Source organism: Agromyces excoecariae, from assembly GCF_051715505.1.
In the GTDB taxonomy this organism is placed as follows: domain Bacteria; phylum Actinomycetota; class Actinomycetes; order Actinomycetales; family Microbacteriaceae; genus Agromyces.
Window position 1 is genome coordinate 130,601 of sequence record NZ_JBPSLA010000014.1, and the last position, 24,465, is coordinate 155,065.

Annotated in this window: 24 protein-coding genes and 2 tRNA genes; 21 read left to right on the forward strand and 5 right to left on the reverse strand. The window is 70.8% G+C overall.

The features are described from left to right. Positions 1-87: 87 nt before the first annotated feature. Positions 88-1,863 carry a 2-isopropylmalate synthase gene (gene leuA / locus ACSJD1_RS14010; protein ID WP_438855900.1) on the forward strand — a complete coding sequence of 592 codons (1,776 nt, stop codon included), beginning with the start codon at positions 88-90 and terminating at the stop codon, positions 1,861-1,863. Between the two features lie 98 nt (positions 1,864-1,961). Here the strand turns inward: leuA and ACSJD1_RS14015 are convergent, their stop codons facing one another. Both ACSJD1_RS14015 and ACSJD1_RS14020 read right to left on the reverse strand, forming a co-directional pair. Further along, positions 1,962-2,621, reverse strand: coding sequence for a trimeric intracellular cation channel family protein (locus tag ACSJD1_RS14015; RefSeq protein WP_438855901.1), 660 nt, complete (start codon positions 2,619-2,621; stop codon positions 1,962-1,964). A 36-nt stretch (positions 2,622-2,657) separates the two neighbouring features. Further along, the gene (locus tag ACSJD1_RS14020) at positions 2,658-3,404 is read right to left on the reverse strand and encodes an SDR family oxidoreductase (protein WP_438855902.1); all 747 of its coding nucleotides are present in this window, start codon (positions 3,402-3,404) and stop codon (positions 2,658-2,660) included. A 125-nt stretch (positions 3,405-3,529) separates the two neighbouring features. On the opposite strand from ACSJD1_RS14020, the gene recO reads away from it, so the two are divergent. The 4 genes from recO (at position 3,530) to ACSJD1_RS14040 (ending at position 6,042) form a co-directional block, all read left to right on the forward strand. Beyond that, positions 3,530-4,267: a DNA repair protein RecO gene (gene recO / locus ACSJD1_RS14025; RefSeq protein ID WP_438855903.1), complete on the forward strand. Its 738-nt coding sequence runs from the start codon at positions 3,530-3,532 to the stop codon at positions 4,265-4,267. Continuing rightward, a complete protein-coding gene (locus tag ACSJD1_RS14030; RefSeq protein WP_438855904.1) occupies positions 4,264-5,082 on the forward strand; it encodes an isoprenyl transferase in 819 nt (272 codons plus the stop codon). Before recO ends, ACSJD1_RS14030 begins: the two co-directional genes overlap by 4 nt. A gap of 145 nt (positions 5,083-5,227) precedes the next feature. Then, entirely contained in the window at positions 5,228-5,893 is a 666-nt protein-coding gene (locus ACSJD1_RS14035) for a DsbA family oxidoreductase (RefSeq protein ID WP_438855905.1), read from the forward strand. Beyond that, positions 5,890-6,042 (forward strand): hypothetical protein, encoded by a 153-nt coding sequence (locus ACSJD1_RS14040; protein WP_438855906.1) that lies wholly within the window; start codon positions 5,890-5,892, stop codon positions 6,040-6,042. The genes ACSJD1_RS14035 and ACSJD1_RS14040 overlap by 4 nt, the downstream gene beginning before the upstream one ends. Before the next feature lie 129 nt (positions 6,043-6,171). Here ACSJD1_RS14040 and ACSJD1_RS14045 read toward each other — a convergent pair whose 3' ends face one another. Beyond that, a complete protein-coding gene (locus ACSJD1_RS14045) occupies positions 6,172-6,657 on the reverse strand; it encodes an aminoacyl-tRNA deacylase (protein WP_438855907.1) in 486 nt (161 codons plus the stop codon). A gap of 93 nt (positions 6,658-6,750) precedes the next feature. Between ACSJD1_RS14045 and dusB the strand changes: the two genes are divergently transcribed. The 12 genes from dusB to ACSJD1_RS14105 all read left to right on the forward strand — a co-directional run bounded on the left by dusB (position 6,751) and on the right by ACSJD1_RS14105 (position 20,207). Next, positions 6,751-7,905, forward strand: coding sequence for a tRNA dihydrouridine synthase DusB (dusB, locus tag ACSJD1_RS14050; RefSeq protein ID WP_438855908.1), 1,155 nt, complete (start codon positions 6,751-6,753; stop codon positions 7,903-7,905). Between the two features lie 2 nt (positions 7,906-7,907). Next, the gene (locus tag ACSJD1_RS14055) at positions 7,908-9,167 is read left to right on the forward strand and encodes a deoxyguanosinetriphosphate triphosphohydrolase (RefSeq protein ID WP_438855909.1); all 1,260 of its coding nucleotides are present in this window, start codon (positions 7,908-7,910) and stop codon (positions 9,165-9,167) included. A gap of 48 nt (positions 9,168-9,215) precedes the next feature. Then, complete coding sequence (gene dnaG / locus ACSJD1_RS14060; RefSeq protein ID WP_438855910.1) at positions 9,216-11,285, forward strand: DNA primase; 2,070 nt, start codon at positions 9,216-9,218, stop codon at positions 11,283-11,285. 215 nt (positions 11,286-11,500) lie between these two features. Continuing rightward, a complete protein-coding gene (locus ACSJD1_RS14065; RefSeq protein WP_438855911.1) occupies positions 11,501-13,135 on the forward strand; it encodes an ABC transporter substrate-binding protein in 1,635 nt (544 codons plus the stop codon). 85 nt (positions 13,136-13,220) lie between these two features. Further along, positions 13,221-14,312 carry an ABC transporter permease gene (locus tag ACSJD1_RS14070; RefSeq protein WP_438855912.1) on the forward strand — a complete coding sequence of 364 codons (1,092 nt, stop codon included), beginning with the start codon at positions 13,221-13,223 and terminating at the stop codon, positions 14,310-14,312. Position 14,313: 1 nt separating this feature from the next. Next, positions 14,314-15,384: an ABC transporter permease gene (locus ACSJD1_RS14075; RefSeq protein WP_438855913.1), complete on the forward strand. Its 1,071-nt coding sequence runs from the start codon at positions 14,314-14,316 to the stop codon at positions 15,382-15,384. Continuing rightward, positions 15,381-17,075 (forward strand): ABC transporter ATP-binding protein, encoded by a 1,695-nt coding sequence (locus tag ACSJD1_RS14080; protein ID WP_438855914.1) that lies wholly within the window; start codon positions 15,381-15,383, stop codon positions 17,073-17,075. Before ACSJD1_RS14075 ends, ACSJD1_RS14080 begins: the two co-directional genes overlap by 4 nt. After that, on the forward strand, positions 17,072-17,938 hold the full coding sequence (locus ACSJD1_RS14085) for an ATP-binding cassette domain-containing protein (protein WP_438855915.1): 867 nt from the start codon (positions 17,072-17,074) through the stop codon (positions 17,936-17,938). Before ACSJD1_RS14080 ends, ACSJD1_RS14085 begins: the two co-directional genes overlap by 4 nt. Further along, a complete protein-coding gene (locus ACSJD1_RS14090) occupies positions 17,935-18,960 on the forward strand; it encodes a D-isomer specific 2-hydroxyacid dehydrogenase family protein (RefSeq protein ID WP_438855916.1) in 1,026 nt (341 codons plus the stop codon). Before ACSJD1_RS14085 ends, ACSJD1_RS14090 begins: the two co-directional genes overlap by 4 nt. A gap of 71 nt (positions 18,961-19,031) precedes the next feature. Then, a tRNA-Asn gene (locus tag ACSJD1_RS14095) sits at positions 19,032-19,104 on the forward strand. Positions 19,105-19,197: 93 nt separating this feature from the next. Continuing rightward, positions 19,198-19,905 (forward strand): AzlC family ABC transporter permease, encoded by a 708-nt coding sequence (locus ACSJD1_RS14100; protein ID WP_438855917.1) that lies wholly within the window; start codon positions 19,198-19,200, stop codon positions 19,903-19,905. After that, positions 19,902-20,207, forward strand: coding sequence for an AzlD domain-containing protein (locus tag ACSJD1_RS14105; protein ID WP_438855918.1), 306 nt, complete (start codon positions 19,902-19,904; stop codon positions 20,205-20,207). The genes ACSJD1_RS14100 and ACSJD1_RS14105 overlap by 4 nt, the downstream gene beginning before the upstream one ends. Positions 20,208-20,256: 49 nt before the next feature. On the opposite strand, the gene def is transcribed toward ACSJD1_RS14105, so the two are convergent. Beyond that, entirely contained in the window at positions 20,257-20,823 is a 567-nt protein-coding gene (gene def, locus ACSJD1_RS14110) for a peptide deformylase (protein ID WP_438855919.1), read from the reverse strand. Between the two features lie 40 nt (positions 20,824-20,863). Here def and ACSJD1_RS14115 point away from each other — a divergent pair, with 40 nt between their 5' ends. Beyond that, positions 20,864-21,781: a DMT family transporter gene (locus ACSJD1_RS14115; protein ID WP_438855920.1), complete on the forward strand. Its 918-nt coding sequence runs from the start codon at positions 20,864-20,866 to the stop codon at positions 21,779-21,781. 196 nt (positions 21,782-21,977) lie between these two features. After that, positions 21,978-23,219, forward strand: a complete 1,242-nt coding sequence (locus ACSJD1_RS14120; RefSeq protein WP_438855921.1) for a glycosyltransferase — start codon at positions 21,978-21,980, stop codon at positions 23,217-23,219. Positions 23,220-23,285: 66 nt separating this feature from the next. Here ACSJD1_RS14120 and ACSJD1_RS14125 read toward each other — a convergent pair whose 3' ends face one another. Next, complete coding sequence (locus tag ACSJD1_RS14125; RefSeq protein WP_438855922.1) at positions 23,286-23,678, reverse strand: cupin domain-containing protein; 393 nt, start codon at positions 23,676-23,678, stop codon at positions 23,286-23,288. A gap of 231 nt (positions 23,679-23,909) precedes the next feature. Here ACSJD1_RS14125 and ACSJD1_RS14130 point away from each other — a divergent pair. Then, positions 23,910-23,983: transfer RNA gene (locus ACSJD1_RS14130), tRNA-Ile, on the forward strand. 201 nt (positions 23,984-24,184) lie between these two features. Further along, positions 24,185-24,436, forward strand: a complete 252-nt coding sequence (locus ACSJD1_RS14135) for a DUF4242 domain-containing protein (protein WP_438855923.1) — start codon at positions 24,185-24,187, stop codon at positions 24,434-24,436. The last annotated feature ends 29 nt before the right edge of the window (positions 24,437-24,465 follow it).

The following is a 24,465-nucleotide window of genomic DNA, read 5'->3' on the forward strand; positions in this document are numbered from 1 at the left end:
CTGCCGCAGCGAGTCCTAGTTCACAGGCCTCCCTCGCTGCGGAGTTCGTCGTCGGCTGAAACCCCCGAATAGCGAGAAGAGCACCCCATGCAGAACCAACAGAAGCCGTCTCCGATGCCCGTGCATCGGTATCGCCCGTTCCACGAGCAGATCCGCGTCGAGCTGCCCGATCGCACGTGGCCGTCCAAGCGCATCGAGAAGGCGCCGCGCTGGTGCGCGGTCGACCTGCGCGACGGCAACCAGGCGCTCATCGACCCGATGAGCCCCGAGCGCAAGCGCATCATGTTCGACCTGCTCGTGAAGATGGGCTACAAGGAGATCGAGGTCGGCTTCCCGAGCGCGAGCCAGACCGACTTCGACTTCGTCCGCAGCCTCATCGACGAGGGCGCCATCCCCGACGACGTCACCATCCAGGTGCTGACGCAGGCGCGCGACCACCTGATCGAGCGCACCTACGAGTCGATCCGCGGTGCGAAGCAGGCGATCGTGCACCTCTACAACTCGACGAGCGTGCTGCAGCGCGAGGTCGTCTTCCGCACCGACAAGCAGGGCATCATCGACATCGCCCTCCACGGCGCACGCAAGTGCCGCGAGATGGAGGCGAGCGTGCCCGGCACGACCGTCTACTACGAGTACTCGCCCGAGAGCTACACCGGCACCGAGCTCGAATTCGCGGTCGACGTGTGCAACCAGGTCCTCGAGATCCTCGAGCCAACCCCGGAGCGGAAGGTCATCATCAACCTGCCCGCGACGGTCGAGATGGCCACGCCCAACGTCTACGCCGACTCGATCGAGTGGATGAGCCGGCACCTCGCGCACCGCGAGAACGTCCTCCTGTCGCTGCACCCCCACAACGACCGCGGCACCGCGATCGCGGCCGCCGAGCTGGGCTACATGGCCGGCGCCGACCGGATCGAGGGCTGCCTGTTCGGCAACGGCGAGCGCACCGGCAACGTCGACCTGGTCGCGCTCGCGATGAACCTCTTCACGCAGGGGATCGACCCGCAGGTCGACCTGTCGGACATGGACGAGGTCAAGCGCACGGCCGAGTACTGCAACCAGCTGCCGGTGCCGGAGCGCAGCCCGTGGGCGGGCGACCTCGTCTACACGGCGTTCTCGGGTTCGCACCAGGACGCCATCAAGAAGGGCTTCGAGGCCATGGAGGCCAAGGCCGCCGACCGCGGCGTCTCGGTCGACGACCTCGCGTGGGCCGTTCCGTACCTGCCGGTCGACCCGAAGGACATCGGCCGCAACTACGAAGCCGTCATCCGCGTGAACTCCCAGTCGGGCAAGGGCGGCGTCGCCTACCTGCTGAAGACCGACCACGCGCTCGACCTGCCGCGTCGGCTCCAGATCGAGTTCTCGGGCGTCGTGCAGGCGAAGACGGATGCCGAGGGCGGCGAGGTCACGAGCGAGCAGATCTGGGCGATCTTCAACGACGAGTACCTCCCCGCGCCGCAGGAGCGACCCGACGAGAAGTGGGGCCGGTTCGAGCTGCTCTCGATGCGGAGCGAGAGCGACCTGACCGGCGAGGTCCGCGTGCGCGTCGGCCTCCGCGACGGAGACGAGCGCGTCGACGCCGACGGCTCCGGCAACGGCCCGGTCGCCGCGTTCCTGTCGGTGCTCGCCGCCGAGGGCGTCGACGTGCGCGTGCTCGACTACAGCGAGCACGCGATGTCCGCCGGCGGCGACGCCATCGCGGCGGCCTACGTCGAGTGCCAGGTCGAGGGCCGCACGCTCTGGGGCGTCGGCATCGACGCCGACATCTCGACGGCGTCGCTGAAGGCCGTCGTCTCCGCCGTGAACCGCGCGCTGCGCGCGGTGCGGGTGCGCGAGGAGTCCGCAGAGCCCGCGCTCGCCTGATCCGATCGTGCGCGGGCGGGCGCGGCATCCGTCGCCGCCCGCCCGCGGTACGCGGCGCCCTCACCGGCGTCGCGCGACGCGGACGTCTCCGGCCGGGATCAGGCGCGACGCCACACGCGCCAGCTGCCGATCGCGCGCTGCTCGGGCAGGCTCCACCCGAACCGGACCGACAGCAGCCGGATGACGGTCGTCACGACGACGCAGGCGATCGCCGCGACCAGGATGTTCGCGCCGACGAGCACCATCGTCACGAGGAGGACGGTGCCGCCGGCCGCGGCGATCGCGTAGAGGGATCCGACGTGCATCAGTGCGATCGGCAGGTTCAGCGCCACGTCCCGCAGGATCGAGCCGCCGACCGCCGCGACCACGCCGACGAAGACCGCCGGTACCTCCGGCACGCCGTAGGCGAGCGCCTTCGTGGTGCCGATCGCGGCGAACAGCCCGATGGTGACCGCATCGAGGGCGATGATCACGGAGTTCAGGCGGTCGAAGATCCGGATCAGGAGCATTCCCACGAGCGCCGCGGCGGTCGCGACCACGAGGTACCAGTTGCTGCGCATCGCCGCGGGCAGCTGGTTCAGCAGCAGGTCGCGGAGGAGACCGCCGCCGAGCCCGACGATGATGCCGATGAGCGCGACGCCCAGCAAGTCGATGCGGTGCTCCTTGATCCGCGACGCGAACATGGCGCCCTGGAGGGCGCCGATGCCGACCGCCGCGAGGTCGGCCCAGAGCGGGATCGTGAAGGGCGCGACGGTCATGCACCGGTTGTACCACGACGGATGCCGCGGCTCGGGTCAGCGCGCGCGGGCGAGGTACTGCTCGAAGGTGATGGTGCCGTACGGCTCGCCCTCCACGAGGTTCGCGCCGGACCGGAACGCCTCGAACCGCGTTCCCGGCAGGCGGAACGCGGCGGTCGGCCGTCGCGCGCCGCGCGCGGCGAGCCAGGCCCGGGCGAGGTCGCGCGCGGTGCGCACCTCGGGCCCGCCGATGTCGGGCGCGATGCCGAGCACGTCGTCGTCGAGCAGCTCGATGAGGCGTCCGGCGACGTCGTCGACCGACACGGGCTGGAACGAGAACGCCGGGGCGAAGACCACGGGGGAGAAGCGCTGCACGCTGAAGAGGGTCTCGACGAAGTTGTGGAACTGCGTGGCCCGGAGTGTCGTCCACCGCAGGCGCGATTCGGCGATCATCCGCTCCGAGGCGCGCTTGCCGCCGTAGTACGCGAGGGGGATGCGGTCGATGCCGACGATCGAGGAGTAGAGCATCCGCGGCCGACCCGAGTGCTCGGCGAGGCGCACGAGGCGGCGGGTGATCTCGGTGTCATCGCGGTTGGTCGTGGCGAGGTGCATCACCGCCCCGACGCCCTCGAGCGCGGCCTCGACGCCCTCGCCGGTCTCGAGGTCGCCGCGGACCGTGTCGGGCGCGCCCGATCGGCTGAGCACGCGGACCTCGTCGCCCCGAGCCCGGAGCTGCCGCACCACGGCACGCCCGAGCGAGCCGGTGCCTCCGGTGACGAGGACGGGTGCGGACGGCGAGGTCACCCGACCATTCTGCCTCCCCGGCGAGGGTCCTGCCCCACCGCGGGGCGAGGCTTCCGTCGTCGTCGCGGCCGGGTTCGCGGCGCGGTCGCGGACCGGGTGGGGGCGGGCGGTGGGAGAATCGACGGGTGCCCGTGTACCGAGATGACGCCGTCGTGCTGCGCACCCACAAGCTGGGCGAGGCCGACCGCATCGTCACGCTGCTGACGCGTCGCCACGGCAAGATCCGTGCGGTCGCGCGGGGCGTGCGCCGCACGGCGTCGAAGTTCGGGTCGCGGCTCGAGCCGTTCATGGTCGCGGACCTCCAGCTCTACGAGGGCCGCACGCTCGACGTCATCACGCAGGCCGAGTCGATCGGCGCCTACGGCGCCGACATCAGCCAGGACTACGCCGCGTACACCGCGGCGAACGCGATGGTCGAGGCGGCCGACCGGCTGACCGAGGCTGAGGGGTCGCTGCAGCAGTACCTGCTGCTCGTCGGCGCCCTCCGCTCGCTGTCGCGCCGCGAGCACGGGCCCGATCTCACGCTCGACTCGTACCTGCTGCGCGCGCTCGCGATCGCCGGCTGGGCGCCGAGCTTCGAGGACTGCTCGCGCTGCGGTGCGCCCGGCCCGCACACGGCCGTCGTCGTGCAGCTCGGCGGCGTCGTGTGCGACGCGTGCGCCCCGCCCGGCACGCCGCGGATCTCCCCGACGACGGTCCACCTGCTCGGTGCGCTCCTCGCGGGCGACTGGCAGGTCGCCGAGGCGGCATCGCAGCGCGATCGCGGACAGGCGAGCGGTATCGTCGCCGCGTACGCCCAATGGCACCTCGAGCGCGGCCTGCGCTCGCTCTCCCACGTCTCCCGAGGAACGGCTCCAGAGTGACCCCCAAGCCCTACACCCACAAGGACGCGGTGCCCTACCGCCCCCTCGACTGGACCGGCCTCACCCCGCCCGCGTTCCCGAGGGGCGCCGTGCCCGAGCACGTCGCGATCGTCATGGACGGCAACGGGCGGTGGGCGAACCGGCAGGGCCTCACGCGCATCGAGGGCCACAAGGCCGGCGAGGAGGTGCTGCTCGACGTCGTCGCGGGTGCCATCCAGGCCGGCGTGAAGCACCTCTCGGTGTACGCGTTCTCGACCGAGAACTGGAAGCGCTCGCCCGACGAGGTGCGCTTCCTGATGGGCTACAACCGCGACGTGCTCCACCGCCGCCGCGACCAGCTCAACGAGTGGAACGTGCGGATCAAGTGGGCCGGCCGCCGGCCGCGGCTCTGGAAGTCGGTCATCGACGAGTTGCAGGTCGCCGAGCGGCTCACGGCCGGCAACACGGGACTGCAGTTCACGATGTGCGTCAACTACGGCGGCCGCAACGAGCTCGTCGACGCCGTCCGCGCCATCGCCGACGACGTCGCCGCCGGCCGCATCCGCCCGTCGGCCGTGTCCGAGAAGCTCATCGAGCGGCACCTGTACGTGCCCGACATGCCCGACGTCGACCTGTTCGTCCGCAGCTCCGGGGAGCAGCGCACGTCGAACTTCCTGCTCTGGCAGTCGGCGTACGCCGAGATGGTGTTCCTCGACACGCTCTGGCCCGACTTCAGCCGCGCCGAGCTCTGGAGGGCGATCGAGCTCTACGCCTCGCGCAACCGCCGCTTCGGCGGCGCGATCGATGCGCCGACCGCCGCTCCCGAGGGCCTGTAGTCGGTCGAGCGCACGGTGTCGGAGAAACCGCACGACACGCCGCGAGGCGCCGGCGCGCCGGCTGACATCTCCTTCGATGCGCGCGCCCGGGTCGATTCGTGCCGTTCGGGGAATACTCGCGCCGAAGCATCCGTTCGCATACGTCGTGAGTTCCCCCATCAAGATCGACATCTGGTCCGACATCGCCTGCCCGTGGTGCTACATCGGCAAGCGCCACCTCGAAGCCGGGATCGCCGCGCTCGGCGACGACGCGCCCGAGGTCGAGATCGAGTACCACTCGTTCGAGCTCTCACCTGACACCCCGCTCGACTTCGAGGGGTCGACGACCGAGTACCTCTCGAAGGCGAAGGGCCTGCCGCTCGACCGGGTCGAGCAGATGCTCGAGCACGTGACCGGCGTCGCCGCGCAGGCCGGCCTCGAGTACCACTTCGAGACGGTCGCCCACACGAAGACGCTGAAGGGCCACGAGCTGCTGCACCTCGCGAAGGCGCACGGCGTGCAGCTCGAGATGAAGGAGCGGCTGCTGAAGGCGTACTTCACCGACGGTGGTCGGGTGAACCGCATCGACGAACTCGTCGGCTGGGCCGAGGAGCTCGGCATCGACGGGGCCGAGGCGCGCGAGGCGCTCGAGTCCGGCCGGTACGCCGACGACGTGCAGGCCGACATCGCGCAGGCGCGGGCCTACGGCATCCAGGGTGTGCCCTTCTTCGTGTTCGAGGGCAAGTACGGCGTCTCGGGCGCACAGCCCGCGGAGGTCTTCGCGCAAGTGCTGCAGCAGGTCGACGGCGAACGCGACGGGGCCGCTGCGTGAACGGCGTGCCGGCGCCGACGGATGCCGCTCCCGCGCCGTTCACGATGGTGGTGGGCGACCCGAACGCACTCGTCTGCGAGGGCGACGCCTGCGTGATCCCGTCTGCCGTCGCCGTCGCGGCCGTCGAGGCTGGCGTCGCGACGGAGTGACGGAATCGGATCCTCCGGCGCGCGAGATCGATCGTTGGCGTCAGTCCGGTGAGGCGCGCACCTCGGCCGGGCGCGCCGGGCGAGACCGATCGGGGCGAGATGACGGCAGCAGATGGGGCAGCCGAGGGGCTACTCGGGGTCGCTGATGTCGGCGACGGTCGCGTCGAGCGCGGCGATGAGCGCGTCGGCATCCACGAACAGGCTCCGGCCGTGCTCGCCGGCGCCCATGGATACCCGACGGCCGACGATGGTCTCGTCGGCGACGACCGGCCACTCGATGCTCGAGCCGAGCGGCGTGATCGTGCCGCGTTCGTAGCCCGTCGCGGCGAGCGCGAGCGACGCGTCGGGCAGCTGGAGCTTGTTCACCGCGAGGAGTGCGCGGAGCTTCGGCCAACTGATCTTGCGGCCGCCGGGCACGAGCGCGAAGACGTACGTGTCGTCGCTGCGCTTGACCACGAGCGACTTCACGATGTCGGCGGGCTCGATGCCGAGGAGCTCGGCGGCTTCTTCGAGGCTGCGCGCCGCCGGGCGCTCGATCACCTCGATGGGGAGCCCTCGCGCAGAGGCATCGGCCTGCACCCGCTCGACCCCGACCATGCCGTCGAATCGCGCCATCCCGTCCTCCCCGGTGCCATCCTGCCCGCATCCTATGCGCCGACGCCGCGAGCCCGGGCGGATCCGCTCGGTCGTCTGGGAGAATCGAAGGCGATGCCAACGACCACGACCCCCGCCCGCCCGCTCACGATCGGCGGCCTCGACCTCGAGGTGCCGGTCGTGCTCGCGCCCATGGCGGGCATCACGAACACGGCGTTCCGGCGGCTCTGCCGCGAGTTCGGCGCCGGCCTGTACGTCTCCGAGATGATCACGAGCCGCGCGCTCGTCGAGCGCACGCCCGAATCGATGCGCCTCATCACGCACCACGAGTCCGAGACGCCCCGCTCCATCCAGCTCTACGGCGTCGACCCGAAGACCGTCGCCGAGGCCGTCACGATGCTCGTCGCCGAGGACCGCGCCGACCACATCGACCTGAACTTCGGCTGCCCGGTGCCGAAGGTCACCCGCAAGGGCGGGGGAGCGGCGCTGCCCTGGAAGTCGGGTCTCTTCCGCGACATCGTCGAGGGTGCGGTGAAGGCCGCGGGCGACATCCCACTCACCGTGAAGATGCGCAAGGGCATCGACGCCGACCACCTCACCTACCTCGAGGCGGGGCGCATCGCCGAGGCCGCGGGCGTGGCCTCGATCGCGCTGCACGCCCGCACCGCGAGCGAGTTCTACTCGGGTCACGCCGACTGGCCCGCGATCGCCAAGCTGAAGGAGACGGTCACGAGCGTTCCGGTGCTCGGCAACGGCGACATCTGGTCGGCCGACGACGCCCTGCGCATGGTCGACGAGACCGGTTGCGACGGCGTGGTGGTCGGGCGCGGATGCCTCGGGCGACCGTGGCTCTTCGGCGACCTCGCCGCAGCCTTCCGCGGCGAGCAGGCGAAGGCCGAGCCCTCGCTCGGCGACGTCGCGCGAACCTTCCGCCGGCACGCGGAGCTGCTCACGGAGTTCTTCGACGACGAGGGCCGCGGATGCCGCGACATCCGCAAGCACGTCGCCTGGTACTTCAAGGGCTACCCGGTCGGCGGCGACCTGCGTGCGAAGCTCGCGACGGTCGACACCCTCGCCCACCTCGACGACCTGCTCGGCACGCTCGACTGGTCGATGCCGTACCCCGGCGAGGGAGCCGAGGGTCCGCGCGGCCGCGCCGGCACGCCGAAGAACCCTTCGTTGCCCGACGGCTGGCTCGACTCCCAGGACCTGGCTGGCCACGACCGGGCGACGCTCGTCGGCGCCGAGCTCGACACGAGCGGCGGCTGAGCGTGCGCGACCGACTGTTCGGCGGCTACGACGACGCCGACGCCGAGCGCTTCCTGCCCGAGCAGCACGAGAACCGCCGTCGCAGCGACTTCGCACGCGACCGCGCGCGCCTCCTGCACTCGAGCGCACTGCGCCGCCTCGCGGCGAAGACCCAGGTGCTGAGCCCGACCTCCGGGCTCGACTTCGCCCGCAACCGGCTCACGCACTCGCTCGAGGTCGCGCAGGTCGGCCGCGAGCTCGCCGCGAGCATCGGGCTCGACCCCGACGTCGTCGACACGGCCTGCCTCGCGCACGACCTCGGCCACCCGCCGTTCGGCCACAACGGCGAGAAGGCCATGAACGCCTGGGCGGCCGACTTCGGCGGCTTCGAGGGCAACGCGCAGACCCTGCGGATCCTCACGCGCCTCGAGCCGAAGGTCTTCTCGCCAGATGGGCGCTCGCTCGGGCTCAACCTCACCCGCGCGAGCCTCGACGCGAGCTGCAAGTACCCCTGGCCGGAGCGCTCGGGCGTCGGCGACCCCAGCGGCCGCACCAAGTTCGGGTTCTACGCCGACGACGTCGACGTGTTCGAGTGGATGCGCCGCGGCGCCCCCGAGCGTCGACTCTGCGTCGAAGCGCAGGTCATGGACCTCTCCGATGACATCGCGTACTCGGTGCACGACTTCGAGGACGCGATCGTCGGCGGCTACATCGACGTGGCCGCCCTCGGCCGCCGGGTCGACCACGACGAGCTCGTCGACGCGATGGTCGAGTGGATCGGCGGCGCGTTCGGCCACGACGAGCTCATCGCCGCGTTCGACCGGCTCGACTCGCTCGACGCGTGGATCTCCGAATGGACGGGGAGCCGGCGCGACCAGGCGGCGCTGAAGAACCTCACGAGCCAGCTCATCGGCCGCTTCGCGCACGCCGCGACCGAGGCGACCCGTGCGCACCACCCGGTCGCGAGCCTCATCCGGTTCGACGCCGACGTCGTGGTGCCGCGGTCGATCCAGGCCGAGATCGCCGTGCTGAAGGGCATCGTCGCGGCGTTCGTGATGTCGAAGAACACGCGACAGCCGATCTACTCGCAGCAGCGGCAGGTGCTCACGGCGCTCGCCGACGCGCTCTGGGAGACGGGCGATGCGCACCTGGACGCGGGCTTCGCCGAAGACTGGCGGGCGGCGACGGATGACACGGCGCGCCGCCGCGTCGTCGTCGACCAGGTCGCGAGCCTCACCGACCAGTCCGCGCTGTCGTGGTACGAACGCCTCGTGCAGAGATGACGCGCGTGCGGGGCCGCCCGGCGGCATCCGCGGAATAGGATTGACGACATGGCGGGCCGCATTCGACAGAACGATGTCGAGGAGGTCAAGGCCCGCACGAACATCGCCGACATCGTCGGCGAGCACGTCTCGCTGAAGTCGGCGGGTGTCGGCTCCATGAAGGGGCTCTGCCCGTTCCACGACGAGCGCAGTCCGAGCTTCCACGTGCGACCCCAGCTCGGCTTCTACCACTGCTTCGGCTGCGGTGAATCGGGCGACGTCTACACGTTCCTCCAGCGCATGGACCACGTGACGTTCACGGAGGCCGTCGAGCGCCTGGCCGGGCGAATCGGCTACGAGCTCCACTACGAAGACGGCGGCGGCCCGGCCGAGGGTGCGGGCAACCGGGCGCGCCTCCTCGCGGCGAACCGCGCCGCAGAGGAGTTCTTCCTCGAGCAGCTCGGCACGCCCGAGGCCGAGGTCGGGCGGAGGTTCCTCGGCGAGCGCGGCTTCGACGCCGAGGCCGCGCGCCACTTCGGCGTCGGCTTCGCACCGAAGAGCTGGGAGACGCTCACCAAGCACCTGCGGGGCAAGGGCTTCACGACCGAGGAACTCGCCGCGTCGGGCCTCGTCTCGCAGGCCGACCGCGGCGTCTACGACCGGTTCCGCGGCCGGCTCATCTGGCCGATCCGCGACGTGACCGGCCAGACGGTCGGGTTCGGCGCCCGCAAGCTGCTCGAGGACGACCCTGGCCCGAAGTACCTCAACACCCCCGAGACCGCCGTGTACCACAAGGCGCAGGTGCTCTACGGGCTCGACCTCGCCAAGCGCGAGATCTCGAAGACGCACCGGGTCGTCGTCGTCGAGGGCTACACCGACGTGATGGCGTGCCACCTCGCCGGCGTGACGACCGCGATCGCCACGTGCGGCACCTCGTTCGGCGTCGACCACATCAAGGTGCTGCGGCGCGTCCTCGGCGACGACTCGGGCGTCGGCGAGGTCGTGTTCACCTTCGACGGCGACGCCGCCGGCCAGAAGGCCGCGATGCGCGCCTTCGCCGAGGAGCGGCGGTTCGCGGCCCAGACGTTCGTCGCCGTCGCGCCCGACGGGCTCGACCCGTGCGACCTGCGACTCGCGCGCGGCGACGGCGCCGTGCGCTCGCTCATCGAGACGAAGACGCCGATGTTCGAGTTCGTGATCCGCACGACGCTCGCCCGGTTCGACCTCGAGACCGTCGAAGGGCGGGTGGCGGCGCTCCGTGCTGCGGCGCCGATCGTCGCCGACATCCGCGATCCCGCGCTCCGGCCCGGGTACACGCGGGAGCTCGCCCGCATGCTCGGGATGGAGCTCGAGGAGGTCGGTCGGGCGGTCCGCGCGGCGGGCGCGCGAGCGCGCGACGGGGAGCGCGAGCGCGGACGGGATCGTGACGACGGGCGAGCGCGCCGTGGCGAGCGGAGCAACGGCGATCGCCGCCCCGACGAACCGAGGCGGCAGGGGAATACGGACCCGGGTACCCGGCCGCGCCGGATCCCCGACGACGCGCGACCGGACGGGTACGTCCCGGCAGGTGGAGCGGCACCATCCGACGGCGCCCCGCCCGCGGCATCCGACCGGCCCTTCTCGATCACGATGCTGCCGAACGACCCGGCGACCCGCCTCGAACGCGACGCGCTGCAGGTGATGCTGCAGTATCCCGAGCTCGTCGGCGACGACCTGCTGCGCCACGGCGTCGACTGCCGGTTCGGCAACGGCACGCTCGCGGTGGTGCGCGACGGGATCGCGTCGGTGCTCGCCGCCGCATCCGTCGAGTCGAACTCGTCGGGGGAGACCGCGACGTCCTCCGCGGTGGCGACCCGTCCCGTGACCGTCGATCGCGTCGTCGCCGAGGTGCCGCCGCCGTTCGGCTCGATCGTGCAGCAGCTCGCCGTGCTGCCCGTGCCGCAACGCGACGGCGCCGAGCTCACGGCCTACGTCCGCGGCGTCGTCGGTGCGCTCGTCGACCGCGAGCTGCTGCGCCAGAAGCAGGAGCTGCTCGGACGGCTGCAGCGCACCGATCCGGCCGACACGACGACGTACACGATGATCCAGCGCGCACTGGTCGACCTGGAGCGCGAGCGTCGCGCGCTTCGCGGCGACTGAACGCGGGTCCGAGGGCGGATCGACCCGCACCGGATCCGAGGACTGCTCATCCTGTGCTGTGGGGTGCGACGCCAAAGTTGCAGATCGATCACATTCGGGCCTCCGGGGCCCTCGCTCCGGGCGTCACGACCAGCCTCATGTGCTAGCTCTGAGAGATACACGATCGCGACGCGGCGAACCCGCGCGCGCTCACCGACAGGAAGAGGTAGACGGATATGGCATCCGCATCCACGAACCGCCGGCGCGGCCTCGCACTCGCCGCGGGCTTCTCCGCAGCAGCCCTCGCCCTCGCGGGCTGCTCCGCCGGCGGCGGCGACGAGGGCTCGTCCGGTGGCGGCACGCTCACCATCGGCACGACCGAGCAGATCACCGCGCTCGACCCGGCCGGCTCGTACGACAACGGCTCCTTCGCCGTCATGAACCAGGTCTACCCGTTCCTGATGAACACGCCCTACGGCAGCCCCGACGTCGAGCCCGACATCGCGGAGTCGGCGGAGTTCACCTCCGAGAACGAGTACACGGTGAAGCTCAAGGAGGGCCTGACCTTCGCCAACGGCAACGAGCTCACCTCGTCCGACGTGAAGTTCACCTTCGACCGCCAGCTCGCGATCGCCGACCCGAACGGCCCGTCGTCGCTGCTCTACAACCTCGAGAGCGTCGAGACGCCCGACGACCTCACCGTCGTCTTCACGCTGAAGTCGCCGAACGACCAGATCTTCCCGCTGATCCTCTCGAGCCCGGTGGGCCCGATCGTGGACGAGGAGGTGTTCGCCGCCGACGCGCTGACGTCGGACGACGACATCGTCGCGGGCGAGCCGTTCGCCGGCCAGTACACGATCACGAGCTACGACTTCAACAACCTCGTGGCGTACAAGGCCAACCCCGACTACGACGGCATCCTGGGCGAGGCGAAGACCGACACGGTCAACGTCAAGTACTACACCGATGCGTCCAACCTGAAGCTCGACGTCCAGGAGGGCAACATCGACGTCGCGCACCGCACGCTCAGCGCGACCGACATCGAGGACCTCCGCGGCAACGACAACGTCAAGGTCGTCGACGGTCCCGGCGGTGAGATCCGCTACCTCGTGTTCAACTTCAACACGATGCCGTTCGGTGCGACCACGGCCGAGGCCGACCCGGCGAAGGCCCTCGCAGTGCGCCAGGCGATCGCCGACCTCATCGACCGCGACGCGATCTCGGAGGACGTGTACAAGGGCACCTTCACGCCGCTCTACTCGTACGTCCCCGAGGGGCTCACAGGCGCGAACGAGGCGCTGAAGGACCAGTACGGCGACGGCTCGGGCCAGCCCGACGCCGACAAGGCCGCGCAGCGCCTGGAGGACGCGGGCATCGAGACGCCGGTCGACATCTCGATCCAGTACGTCGCCGAGCGCTACGGCCCGTCGTCGTCCGACGAGTACGCGATCATCAAGGACAACCTCGAGGCGAGCGGCCTGTTCACCGTGAACCTGCAGTCCACCGAGTGGGTCCAGTACTCCGACGACCGTGTCGCCGACCTGTACCCGGCCTACCAGCTCGGCTGGTTCCCGGACTACTCCGACGCCGACAACTACCTGTCGCCGTTCTTCCTCACGGAGAACTTCCTCGCCAACCACTACGAGAACGCCGAGGTCAACGACCTCATCCTCGAGCAGTCGGTGACCGGCGACCCCGACGCGCGCGCCGCGCTCATCGGTGAGATCCAGGACAAGGTGGCCGCCGACCTGTCGACCATCCCGTACATGCAGGGTGCGCAGATCGCGGTCGTGGGCGCCGACGTCGAAGGTGCCGAAGACACCCTCGACGCGTCGTTCAAGTTCCGCTACGCGGCGCTCTCGAAGGGCTGAGTCCCGACTAGAGTCGTCGCAGCACGACGACGGGGGCGATCTGCTACCGCGGGTCGCCCCCGTTCCCCTGTACCCCGAGGAATCCATGAGCACCGTAGACACGATCTCGACGGCGGAGGGTCCGGCCAGCGGCCGACCGAAGCCGAAAACGCAGGGGGGCGGGTTCGGGCGATACCTGCTCATCCGCTTCCTGCTGATCTTCCCCACCATCTTCATCCTCGTCACCGTCGTCTTCTTCCTGGCTCGCACGACGGGCGACCCGATCACTGCCGCCCAGGGCGGACGGCTGGGCCCGGAGGCACTCGCAGAGCTGCGAGCCGCCGCTGGCTACGACCGGCCGCTGATCGTGCAGTACCTCGAGTACCTCGCCCAGCTCGCGACCGGTGACTTCGGCCGGACGCTGACCACGAACCGACCGGTGATCGAGGTGCTGACCACGTACGGTCCGGCGACCTTCGAGCTGGTGTTCTACTCGCTCATCGTCGCCTTCGCCGTGGGCGTGCCGCTCGGGCTGTACGCGGCCTACCACCGCGACAAGGCGCAGGACGCGATCGCGCGCGTGCTCGGGATCATCTGGTACGCCGTGCCGATCTTCTTCGCCGGCCTCCTGCTGAAGCTCGTCTTCGCGGTCTGGCTCAAGTGGCTGCCCGTCGCGGGCCGTGCCAGCGTCAGCGCGGAACTCCAGATGCAGACCCTGCCCGACCCGACCGGCTTCTACACGATCGACGCGATCCGCACCGGCAACCCCGCGGTCCTCGGCGACGTGCTCGCGCATGCGGTGCTCCCTGCGATCGCGCTGGGACTGCTCACCGCGGGCATCTTCCTCCGCCTGGTGCGGACCAACGTCATCGGCACCCTCGCGACGGACTACGTCGACGCCGCCCGCTCGCGCGGCGTCGCCGAGTCGCGCCTGCTGCGCAAGCACGCGTACCGTCCTGCGCTCATCCCGATCATCACCGTGATGGGCCTCCAGATCGCGCTCCTGCTCGCGGGCGCGGTCCTGACGGAGACGACGTTCGAGTGGAAGGGGCTCGGCTTCATCCTCGCCGAGTTCCTCGAGTCGCGGGACTTCGCCGCAGTGCAGGGCATCGTCGTGCTGCTCGCCGTGATCGTCGCGCTCACGAACTTCGTCGTCGACGTGATCGCGGCGTTCATCGACCCGCGAGTGAGGTACTGACATGGCCGTCGCCGTCTCTTCGCGCCCCGGACACCGCTGGCGCGATCGCATCCCCGTCGTCCACCAGGTTCGCCAGAGCGTCGGGCTCCAGCGCGGCATGCTCGTCGCCGGCCTGCTGATGCTTCTCGTCTTCGTGCTGTGCGCCATCTTCGCGCCGCTGCTCGCGCCGTACGGGTTCGCCCAGCGCGCCGACGCATCCGGCGGGTTCGGCACGCAGCAGCCGCCGTCGCCGGCACACCCGTTCGGCACCACCGTCGGGGGCTACGACGTCCTCTCGCGGGTCATCTGGGGCACCCAGACCGCGATCCTCGTGATCATCGTCGCGGTGCTCCTCGCGATCTTCATCGGCGTCGCGCTCGGTCTCTACGCCGGCTACTTCGGCGGATGGCTCGACCGGATCCTCGTCGTCATCTTCGACGCGATCTACGCCTTCCCGTCGCTCCTGCTCGCCATCGTGCTCTCGATCGTGATCTCGGGCGGGCAGTCGAACCTCTGGGGCGGCGTGCTCGCCGCGGCGGGTTCGATCACCGTCGTCTTCATCCCGCAGTACTTCCGCGTGATCCGCGCCGAGACCGTGCGGATCAAGGCGGAGGCGTACGTCGAGTCGGCGAAGGTGCTCGGTGCGCCCAACCGCCGCATCGTCTTCCGGCACGTGTTCCGCAACGCGACGCGCACCCTTCCGCTGATCATCACGCTGAACTCATCCGAGGCGATCCTGACGCTCGCCGCGCTCGGCTTCCTCGGCTTCGGCATCGAACCGACGGCGGCCGCCGAATGGGGCTACGACCTGAACAAGGCGCAGTCGGATGTCACGAGCGGCATCTGGTGGACGGCGCTCTTCCCCGGCCTCGCGATCGTGTTCACGGTCCTCGCGATCACGCTGGTGGGCGAGAGCCTCAACGACCTCGCCGACCCGCGCCTGCGCGGGCGGCGCCGGGTCGCCCAGGCGGCCGGCGAGGTCGCCGAGACCTCGGTCGTGCCGGGCGGCACCCTCGACGCCGGTCCCGGAGGGATCGCAGGCCTCGAGGACGGGGAGACGTTCGACGAGCACGGGATCGAGGTCAAGCGATGAGCACGGTGGTCGACATCAGGAACCTCGGCGTCTCGTTCTCGACGGATGCCGGGGCGGTCAAGGCCGTCGACGACGTAAGCCTGTCGGTCGAGCGCGGCGAGGTGCTCGCCATCGTCGGCGAGTCCGGTTCGGGCAAGACCGTGACCGCGAAGACGATCCTCGGGCTCCTGCCCGAGACCGCGACGACGAGCGGCGCCGTGGTGCTCGCCAACCGTGCGGGCACGGGCGAGCACGACGTGGTCTCGCTGACCGGCGCACAGCTCCGCCGCGTCCGCGGTACCGACGTCGCGATGGTCTTCCAAGAGCCGTCCACGGCCCTGAACCCGGTCTACACGGTCGGCTGGCAGATCATGGAGGGCCTGCGCGCGCACGGGAAGGTGTCGAAGGCCGACGCCCGCAAGCGCGCGATCGACATCCTGGGCAAGGTCGGCATCCCCGACCCCGAGCACCGCATCGATCACTACCCGCACCAGTTCTCCGGCGGGCAGAAGCAGCGCATCGTCATCGCCATGGCGCTCGTGCTCGAGCCGGGCCTCATCGTGGCCGACGAGCCGACGACCGCGCTCGACGTGACCGTGCAGGCCGAGATCCTCGACCTGCTGCGCCGCGTGCGCGACGAGTTCGGCACCGCGATCGTGCTCATCACGCACAACATGGGCGTCGTCGCCGACCTCGCCGATCGCGTCGCCGTGATGTACCAGGGCAAGGTCGTCGAGGAGGCGCCGGCGCGCGAGCTCTTCGCCGACCCGAAGGCCGACTACACGAAGGCGCTCCTCGCGGCCGTGCCGTACGTGGGTCACGGCGTCGCCCGCGCGGCGGAGCGGGCCGCCGCCCGCCCCGCCGACTGGGCCGACCAGACGCCGGTCGTCGAGGCGCGCGGGCTCGAGATCGAGTACCCGGGCCGGTTCGGCCGTGCGGGCTTCCGCGCGGTGGACGGCGTCGACCTCGTGATCCGGCCGGGCGAGGTGCTCGGCCTCGTCGGCGAGTCCGGGTCGGGCAAGACGACGATCGGTCGTGCGATCGCGGGCCTCACCAAGGTCACGGGCGGTTCACTGAAGGTGCTCGGGCACGAGATGCTCGGTATCCGCGAGCGTCAGTTCCGGCCGACGCGCAGCCGCATCGGCTTCGTCTTCCAGGACCCGGCGTCGAGCTTCAACCCGCTGCTCACGATCGCCGAGTGCGTCGCCGAACCCCTCGTGATCCACGATCGCGCGGTCGATGCGCGCGATGCGCGGGCCCGGGTGAACGAGCTGCTCGAGGCGGTCCAGCTTCCCGCTGCGTACGGCGACCGGTACCCGCACGAGCTCTCGGGCGGCCAGCGGCAGCGCGCGAGCCTCGCCCGTGCGATCGCACTCGAGCCCGAGCTGCTGATCGCCGACGAGCCCACGTCGGCGCTCGACGTGTCGGTGCAGGCGCGAGTGCTCGAGCTCTTCGCCGAGCTGCAGCGCGAGTTCGGGTTCGCGTCGCTGTTCATCAGCCACGACCTCGCGGTCGTCGATCTCCTCGCCGACCGCATCGCCGTGCTCTACCACGGCCGGCTCGTGGAGGAGGGGACCGGCGCCGAGGTGCTCGGCGCGCCGTCGGACCCGTACACCCAGCGACTGCTCGCGTCCCTACCGGTGCCCGACCCCGTGGCACAGGCCGAGCGACGCGAGGAGCTCCTCCGGCTCCGCGGGGAGGCCGCGCGATGAGCCGCGACGCGGCGCACGGCTACCCGGTGGTGGTCAGCGACCTCTCGGTCGAGTACCCCGGGCGCGGGCCCAGCGCCGCGCACGTCGCCCTGCACGGCGTGAACCTGCGGGTCGCGCCCGGCGAGGTCGTCGGCGTGATCGGCTCGGCCGGCAGCGGCGCCTCGACGCTCGCGCGAGTGCTCTCGGGTGCCGCGTTCGAACCGACCCTCGCGAGCGGTGAGGTCCGACCGGTCATCACGGGCGGCGAGGCGATGGTCCTCGGTACGCCGCTCCGCGGCGTCTCGAAGCGCAAGCTGAACGCGCTGCGGTTCCACGTCGGCTACCTGGCGCAGGACGCCGCCGCGCGCCTGCCCGCCGACCGGACGGTCGCAGAGATCATCGGCGAACCGATCCTCGAACGCGACCACCGGTACAACCGGGCCGCGCTCGCGACGCGCGTCGCGACGATGCTCGACTCGGTGCGCCTGCAGCTCGGCATGCTGGAGAAGTTCCCCTACGAGTTGAGCGGCGGGCAGCGCCAGCGCGTCGCACTCGCCCGTGCGCTCGTGCTCGGCCCGAAGCTGCTCATCGCGGACCAGCCGACGGCGGGCATCGACCTCACGGTGCGCGACGCCGTCGCGGGGCTCCTCACCGAGCTCCGCTCCGGCCACACGTTCTCCGCGATCGTGATCTCGCACGACCTGCCGGTGCTGCGCCGCATCGCCGACCGGATCGCGGTGCTCGACCGGGGCGAGCTGGTCGCGGACGGCACGATGGAGGCGGTCCTCGACGACCCGCTGCACCCGTACGTGAAGGCGCTCGCCGGCGCGATCGACGAGGGCCACGCGGTGACCGACGACGTGTCCTCCGACGGACGGCAGTGACCACGGCGGGCCGCCGTCGAGCGCGCCACGAGCCGGTCGCCGGTGCGCCCGGCGCCGTCCTCACGGCCGCGACGCGCCGGCACGGCGGGCTCCCGGAGGTCGGCCCGATCGCGATCGTCCCCGACGCCGACCGGACGTTCGTCGATGCGGTCACCTCCGCCGGCGGACGCGTCGAGCCCCTGTCGGCAGCGACGCGCGGGCTGGTCTGGACGAGCTCGGCGGAGGCGGAGCGCCTCGAGCGGACCCTCGCCGAGCACCCCGCGATCTCGTGGGTCCAGCTTCCGTGGGCCGGGGTCGACGCGTTCGCCGACCTCCTCGCGCGTCACCGCGACGACGGCCGGGTGTGGACGAGCGCGAAGGGCGCCTACGCGCAGCCCGTCGCCGAGCACGCGCTCGCCCTCGCGCTCGGCGTGCTCCGGGAGTTCCCCCGGCGCGTGCGCGCGACCGGGTGGGAGGCCGACGAGCGCGGCCGCAGCCTCTACGGCGCCGACGTCGTGATCGTCGGGGCCGGCGGCATCGCCGTCGAGCTGCTGCGGCTCCTGGCCCCGTTCCGCGTGCGCACCACGGTGGTGCGACGATCGGATGCCGCGGTACCCGGCGCGAACCGGACCGTCACGACCGATCGACTCGCCGACGTGCTCGGCACCGCCGAGATCGTGATCGTCGTCGCCGCCCTCACGGAGGAGACCCGCGGCCTGGTGGGAGCGGCCGAGCTCGCTGCCCTCCCGGACGGGGCCGTGCTCGTGAACGTCGCACGCGGGGGACTGGTGGACACCGACGCGCTCGTCGCGGCGCTCGAATCGGGACGGCTCGGCGGGGCCGGGCTCGACGTCACCGACCCGGAACCGCTGCCCACGGGGCATCCGCTCTGGAACGCGCCGAACACCCTCGTCACACCGCACGTCGCCGACACCGAGGCCATGACGGTGCCCCTGTTCGCGCGGCGGATCGGGGTCAACGTCGCCGCCTTCGTCGGCGGTACGGCGTTCGACGGACGCATCGACCTGGACGCCGGATACTGACGGCAGCTGAGCCCGGCTCGGATTGGGAGTCCGGCGCTCGCTTTGCTACAGTATCTCTGCGCCCAGCGTGATCCTCCATAGCTCAATTGGCAGAGCAATCGGCTGTTAACCGATAGGTTCTTGGTTCGAGTCCAAGTGGGGGAGCTTCCCCGGCCCGGACCGACAGGTCCGGGCCGTTCTCGTTCTCCGGTCGCCCGGATTTGCGCGCAGACGCCGCCTGCGGGTCAACTTGGAGTCGTGCCCGGATCCGACGTCGACGCCGCGATCAGCGGTGCCCGACGCGATGGCATCGCCGTGGGACTCGCGACCGCCGCGTACGGCATCTCGTTCGGCGCACTCTCGGTCGCGTCGGGGCTCGACGTCTGGCAGACGTGCTTCCTCAGCCTCGTGATGTTCACGGGCGGATCGCAGTTCGCGCTCGTCGGCGTGCTCGGTGCCGGTGGAGTCGCCGCGGGCGGCTCCGCGATCGCGGCCGCCGCACTGCTCGGCGTGCGGAACGTCGTCTACGGAATGCGCATGCGCCCGGTCGTGGGCGACCACGGACTCGCGCACCGGATCGCGGCCGCGTGGCTGACGATCGACGAGTCGACGGCCGTGTCGCTCGCGCAGGCGAACGAGCGGGCCGCGCGCGTCGGCTTCTGGGTGACCGGCCTCGCGATCTTCGTCGGGTGGAACCTCACCACGCTCCTCGGTGCGCTCATCGGCGATGCACTCGGCGACACACGCGCCTACGGCCTCGACGCCGCGGCGGCCGCGGCGTTCCTCGGCCTGCTCTGGCCGCGCCTGAAGCGCGTGCAGGCAGGCGCGACCGCCGTGCTCGCGGCGGTCGTCGCGACGGTGGCGACGCCCGTCCTGACGCCCGGCCTGCCCGTCCTCGTGGCGGCCGTCGTCGCGCTCGTCGTGGGCTGGTTCGACCTGTTCCGCAGGCGGGAGGCCGTCCGGTGACCGTCTGGCACGTCATCCTGCTGGCGACCGCGGCGACGCTCGCGCTGAAGCTCGCCGGGCACCTGGTGCCCGCCTCGTTCGTCGAGCGCGAGCGGCCGGCGCGCATCGCCGACCTGCTCACGGTCGCGCTCCTCGGGGCGCTCATCGCCGTGCAGACGCTCGCGATCGGCCAGGCGCTCGTCGTCGACGCGCGCGTTCCGGCGCTGGTGGTCGCCGCGGCGCTCTACGCCGTTCGCACGCCGTTCATCGTCGTCGTGGCCGTGGCAGCCCTCGTGGCGGCGGGCACCCGCCTCTTCGTCTGAGCGACTGCGGGTCGGCGCCGCGGCGACCGAGGCGAGCGGATGCCGTGGCTCACCCCTCGAGGTCGTCGACGCCCGGCATCCAGCTCGAACCCGGCCGACCCCAGCCTCGCTTGCGCGTGATCTTCTGCACGATGCGCTGGTCGTGGTCGTCGAGCCGGTCCATGTAGAGCACGCCGTCGAGGTGGTCGTACTCGTGCTGGAAGATGCGGGCGAGCCATCCGTCGGCGACGATCTCGAACGGTTCGCCCTCGAGGTCGGTGGCGCGCAGGATGGCGCGTTCCGCGCGCCTCAGCCCGAATCGCTCGCCCGGGAACGACAGGCACCCCTCGGACTCGTCGTCCTCGTCGGGCATGCCGGGCACGGGCGGCGAGATCCACAGCTCGGGGTTGATCGCGACGCCGCGCCACTCGCGGTCCTCCTCGTCCGTCCAGCCGAAGGTGAACAACCGGAGCGGGACGCCGACCTGCGGACCGGCGAGACCGACGCCGGGCGCGGCATCCATCGTCTCGAACATGTCGCGCACCAGCGTGCGGATCTCGTCGTCGATGGTCTCGACCGGCGAGGCCGGCGCGTGGAGCACGGGGTCGCCCGTGATTCGGATCGGGAGCACGGCCATTCGCCAAGGATATCGGCGGGGCAGCCGGTAGGGTCGAGGGGTGGATCCGGACCTCAGCGAACTCACCGAGCTGATCCCGCTCGATCCGACGCAGTTCATCGGAATCCCGCTCGCGCTCGTCGGGGCGGTCTTCCTGTCACTCGGAGCCCAGTTCCAGCACCGCGGCGTGGTCAAGGTCGAGGCGAACACCGCCGACACCCTCGGCAAGGGGCTGAACGGCAAGCAGCTCGCGCTGCTGCTCGCGCGACCCTCGTGGGTGCTCGGCACGCTCATGCTCGGGCTCGCGATCGTGTTCCAGCTCTCGAGCCTCTACTTCGCGCCGCTCATCGTGGTGCAGCCGCTCGGCGCGCTGGCGCTGGTCATCACGTCGATCCTGAACTCGCGCATCAACAAGGTGAAGCTGAACCGCAAGTCGATCATCGCCATCGTGATGTGCGTCGGCGGCGTGTTCGTCTTCGTCGGCGTGGCGGCGTTCACGGCGGTCGACAAGCCCGTGCAGGTGCGCCAGCTCATCACGATCCTCATCGTCCTGCTCGTGGTGCTCACCGCGGCGGCGATCACCTTCGCCCTGTTCCGTCGCCGCATCCGCGCGGTCTTCTACGTGCTGATGGCGGGCGTGCTCTACGGCTTCGTCGCGACGCTCGCCAAGGTCGTGCTCTCGCGCGTCGACCAGGGCGAATTCGACTGGCTGACGGTCCTCTGCGTGATCGCGCTGCTCGCGGCGACCGGTCTCGGCGCGTACTTCGTGCAGAACGCGTACGCGAGCGGCCCGCCCGACCTCGTGATCGCCGGGCTCACCGTCGTCGACCCGATGGTCGCGGTGCTCATCGGCATCGTCGTGCTCGACGAGGCATCGCAGGCACCGCCGTGGGCGATCGCGGTGTTCGTCCTCACGGGCGCGATCGCGATCTGGGGCGTCTTCCTCCTGGCGAAAAACCATCCGCAGACGCGGCTCTGACGCGCCCGCCGTCCGGCCGCCGATGCGCCCGCTGATGCTCATGCGAGCGCCGTTCGGCGCGTGAGATCGGCGCTGCGCCGCAGGCTCTCGTACACTAGGGTCGGATGAACCCAGCCCACGAGGCCCGTCGGCATCGTCCTGCGGGCCCCGCATCGGCCCACCACCCCGTTCCACGAACAGCGAGGTACAGCACCACGTGTCCGACTCATCGAGCGTGTCCGCCGATCCCGGCCCGGAGCGCCCGCTCCGGATCCTGATCGGCGCCGACACCTTCGCGCCCGACGTCAACGGAGCCGCGCGCTTCGCCGAGCGCCTCGCCGCCGGACTCGTCGAGCGCGGCCACGACGTGCACATCGTCGCTCCCGCCGCGAGCCGCAAGCACGGCACGTGGAAGGAGGTCCACGAGGGCCAGGAGCTCACCGCGCACCGCCTGCTGAGCTGGCGCTGGTACCCGCACGACTGGCTGCGCTTCGCGCTGCCGTGGCGGATCAAGCAGAACAGCGCGCGGATTCTCGACGAGGTGAAGCCCGACGTCGTGCACTTCCAGTCGCACATCGTGGTCGGTCGCGGCCTCTCGATCGAGGCCGCGAAGCGCGGCATCCGCATCGTCGGCACCAACCACTTCATGCCCGAGAACATGCTCGAGTTCACGCTGATCCCCAAGGCGTGGCAGGACTGGGCCGTCGGGCTCGCCTGGAAGGCCGCTCGACGCACGTTCGGGCGGGCCGAGTCCGTCACGACGCCGACTCGTCGGGCCGCCGACTTCCTCGAGAAGTACACGGGCCTGCGCGGCGTGCACGCCATCTCGTGCGGCATCGACGCGCACAAGTACTCGCCGAACTGGGAACCGCGCACCGAGAACCGCATCGTGTTCGTCGGCCGCGTGACCGGCGAGAAGCAGATCGACGTGCTGCTCCGAGCCGTGACCCTTCTGCCGGCCGAACTCGACGTGAAGGTCGACATCGTCGGCGGGGGCGACCAGAAGCGCAACCTCGAGCATCTCGCCGTCGAGCTCGGCATCGCCGACCGCGTCACCTTCACCGGCTACGTCACCGACGAGGAACTTCGCGAGGCGTACCACCGGGCGTCGGTGCTCGCGATGCCGTCGATCGCCGAGCTGCAGAGCATCGTCACGATGGAGGCGATGGCCTCCGCGCTGCCCGTCGTCGCCGCGAACGCGATGGCCCTGCCGCACCTCGTGCACCACGGCGAGAACGGCTACCTGTTCGAGCCCGGCGACCCGCAGGACCTCGCCGACAAGCTGCGCACGGTGCTCGAAGCCACGCCAGACGACTACAACGCCCTCAAGGCGCAGTCGCTCAAGCTCATCAAGGCGCACGACATCACCCGCACGCTCGACACCTTCGAGAGTCTGTATCGTGGTCAGCGCGTGACCGATCCGGTGACCGAGTCGATCCCGGTGATCGTGCCGGAATGAGGTCGCTCGCGGGCTGAGGAGCACGACCGTCTGGTCGTGGCCCGTTTGCCGGGTCGCCAGCGGCCGTCAGGGCGACGGAACCGTCGGTCGCCACGGTCCCTCGATCACCGTGGCCTCCGCGTCTCCCGGCCACGGCGGCATCGTCACGCAGAGGAACCGGAGTGGTTCGTCGCTGTCGCAGCGGTACTGGAACGCGGTGCCGACCGGGATGTCGATCGATACCCCCTGCTCGAGCTCAGTCGTCAGTTCGCCGGTGGCGTCCCGTCGCCAGAGCCGCCCGGAACCGGAGAGGATGTACCAGAATTCGCTCACCGTGGCATGGACCGTCCCTCGGTTCACTTGTCCGGGTGGGACCGTCGAGTGGATCATCCCGCCGGCCGCGCCGTCGATCAGGTACCGGATCTCCGCGCCGGCGGGGGAGCGGTCGTCCGGGGTGGGAGGGAACTGACGAGTCTGCATCGGAAGCCTCCTGTGCTCTCCCGTATTCTCCCAGCCGCCCCATCCGTGATCGCGTCGGCCCGTTCTGATCCGCTCGCATTCGGGCAGCGACGACCCCGCTCGGACAGGATGACGACGCGCACGACATCACGTGAATCATCGACGCGTTCGAGATTCTGTATCGTGGTGAGCGCGTGACCGATCCGGTCACCGAGTCGATCCCGGTCATCGTGCCGGAATGAGGTCGCTCGCGGGGCGGTAGCTCAGCCGGTTAGAGCAGTGGACTCATAATCCATCGGTCACGGGTTCAAGTCCCGTCCGCCCTACTCGTACCGACGGCGACGAGTTCTCGGAGCCGGTCCGCCGCGCGGTCGGCGATCAGCGGGCCACGCACGGCCTCGCCCGGGTGAATCGTCGAGCGCGAGGTCGCGGCATCCGCGTCAAACCCGGCGTCAAACGCCGAGGTGCTGTGCTGTCAGCACGAGATCCGGCGAGTCGCGTCGGTCGTGACGAGGAACGAGCACATCATGTCGCTGTTCATGGACGTACACACCATCGATGGAGGCGTTTCGGAAGCGGATGTCGCCAGCGCGCACCAGGCCGACCTGGCCACCCAGGGCGCGCACGGAGTCAACTACCTGCGCTACTGGGTGGATCAGCAGGCGGGGAAGATCTTCTGCCTGGTGGAGGCGCCAGATGCGGATACCGCCCACACGGTGCACCGCGAGGCCCACGGCCTCGTCGCCGACGAGATCTACGCGGTGCACGAGCATTCCTGACCATTCCTCAGGGATGTGCGGGAGTATGG

Coding starts and splice junctions, on each gene's coding strand:
- leuA (WP_438855900.1), top strand. CDS start 88: ATGCAGAACCAACAGAAGCCGTCTCCGATGCCCGTGCATCGGTATCGC.
- ACSJD1_RS14015 (WP_438855901.1), bottom strand. CDS start 2,621: ATGACCGTCGCGCCCTTCACGATCCCGCTCTGGGCCGACCTCGCGGCG.
- ACSJD1_RS14045 (WP_438855907.1), bottom strand. CDS start 6,657: ATGGCGCGATTCGACGGCATGGTCGGGGTCGAGCGGGTGCAGGCCGAT.
- dusB (WP_438855908.1), top strand. CDS start 6,751: ATGCCAACGACCACGACCCCCGCCCGCCCGCTCACGATCGGCGGCCTC.
- dnaG (WP_438855910.1), top strand. CDS start 9,216: ATGGCGGGCCGCATTCGACAGAACGATGTCGAGGAGGTCAAGGCCCGC.
- ACSJD1_RS14065 (WP_438855911.1), top strand. CDS start 11,501: ATGGCATCCGCATCCACGAACCGCCGGCGCGGCCTCGCACTCGCCGCG.
- ACSJD1_RS14070 (WP_438855912.1), top strand. CDS start 13,221: ATGAGCACCGTAGACACGATCTCGACGGCGGAGGGTCCGGCCAGCGGC.
- ACSJD1_RS14075 (WP_438855913.1), top strand. CDS start 14,314: ATGGCCGTCGCCGTCTCTTCGCGCCCCGGACACCGCTGGCGCGATCGC.
- ACSJD1_RS14080 (WP_438855914.1), top strand. CDS start 15,381: ATGAGCACGGTGGTCGACATCAGGAACCTCGGCGTCTCGTTCTCGACG.
- ACSJD1_RS14085 (WP_438855915.1), top strand. CDS start 17,072: ATGAGCCGCGACGCGGCGCACGGCTACCCGGTGGTGGTCAGCGACCTC.
- def (WP_438855919.1), bottom strand. CDS start 20,823: ATGGCCGTGCTCCCGATCCGAATCACGGGCGACCCCGTGCTCCACGCG.
- ACSJD1_RS14125 (WP_438855922.1), bottom strand. CDS start 23,678: ATGCAGACTCGTCAGTTCCCTCCCACCCCGGACGACCGCTCCCCCGCC.
- ACSJD1_RS14135 (WP_438855923.1), top strand. CDS start 24,185: ATGTCGCTGTTCATGGACGTACACACCATCGATGGAGGCGTTTCGGAA.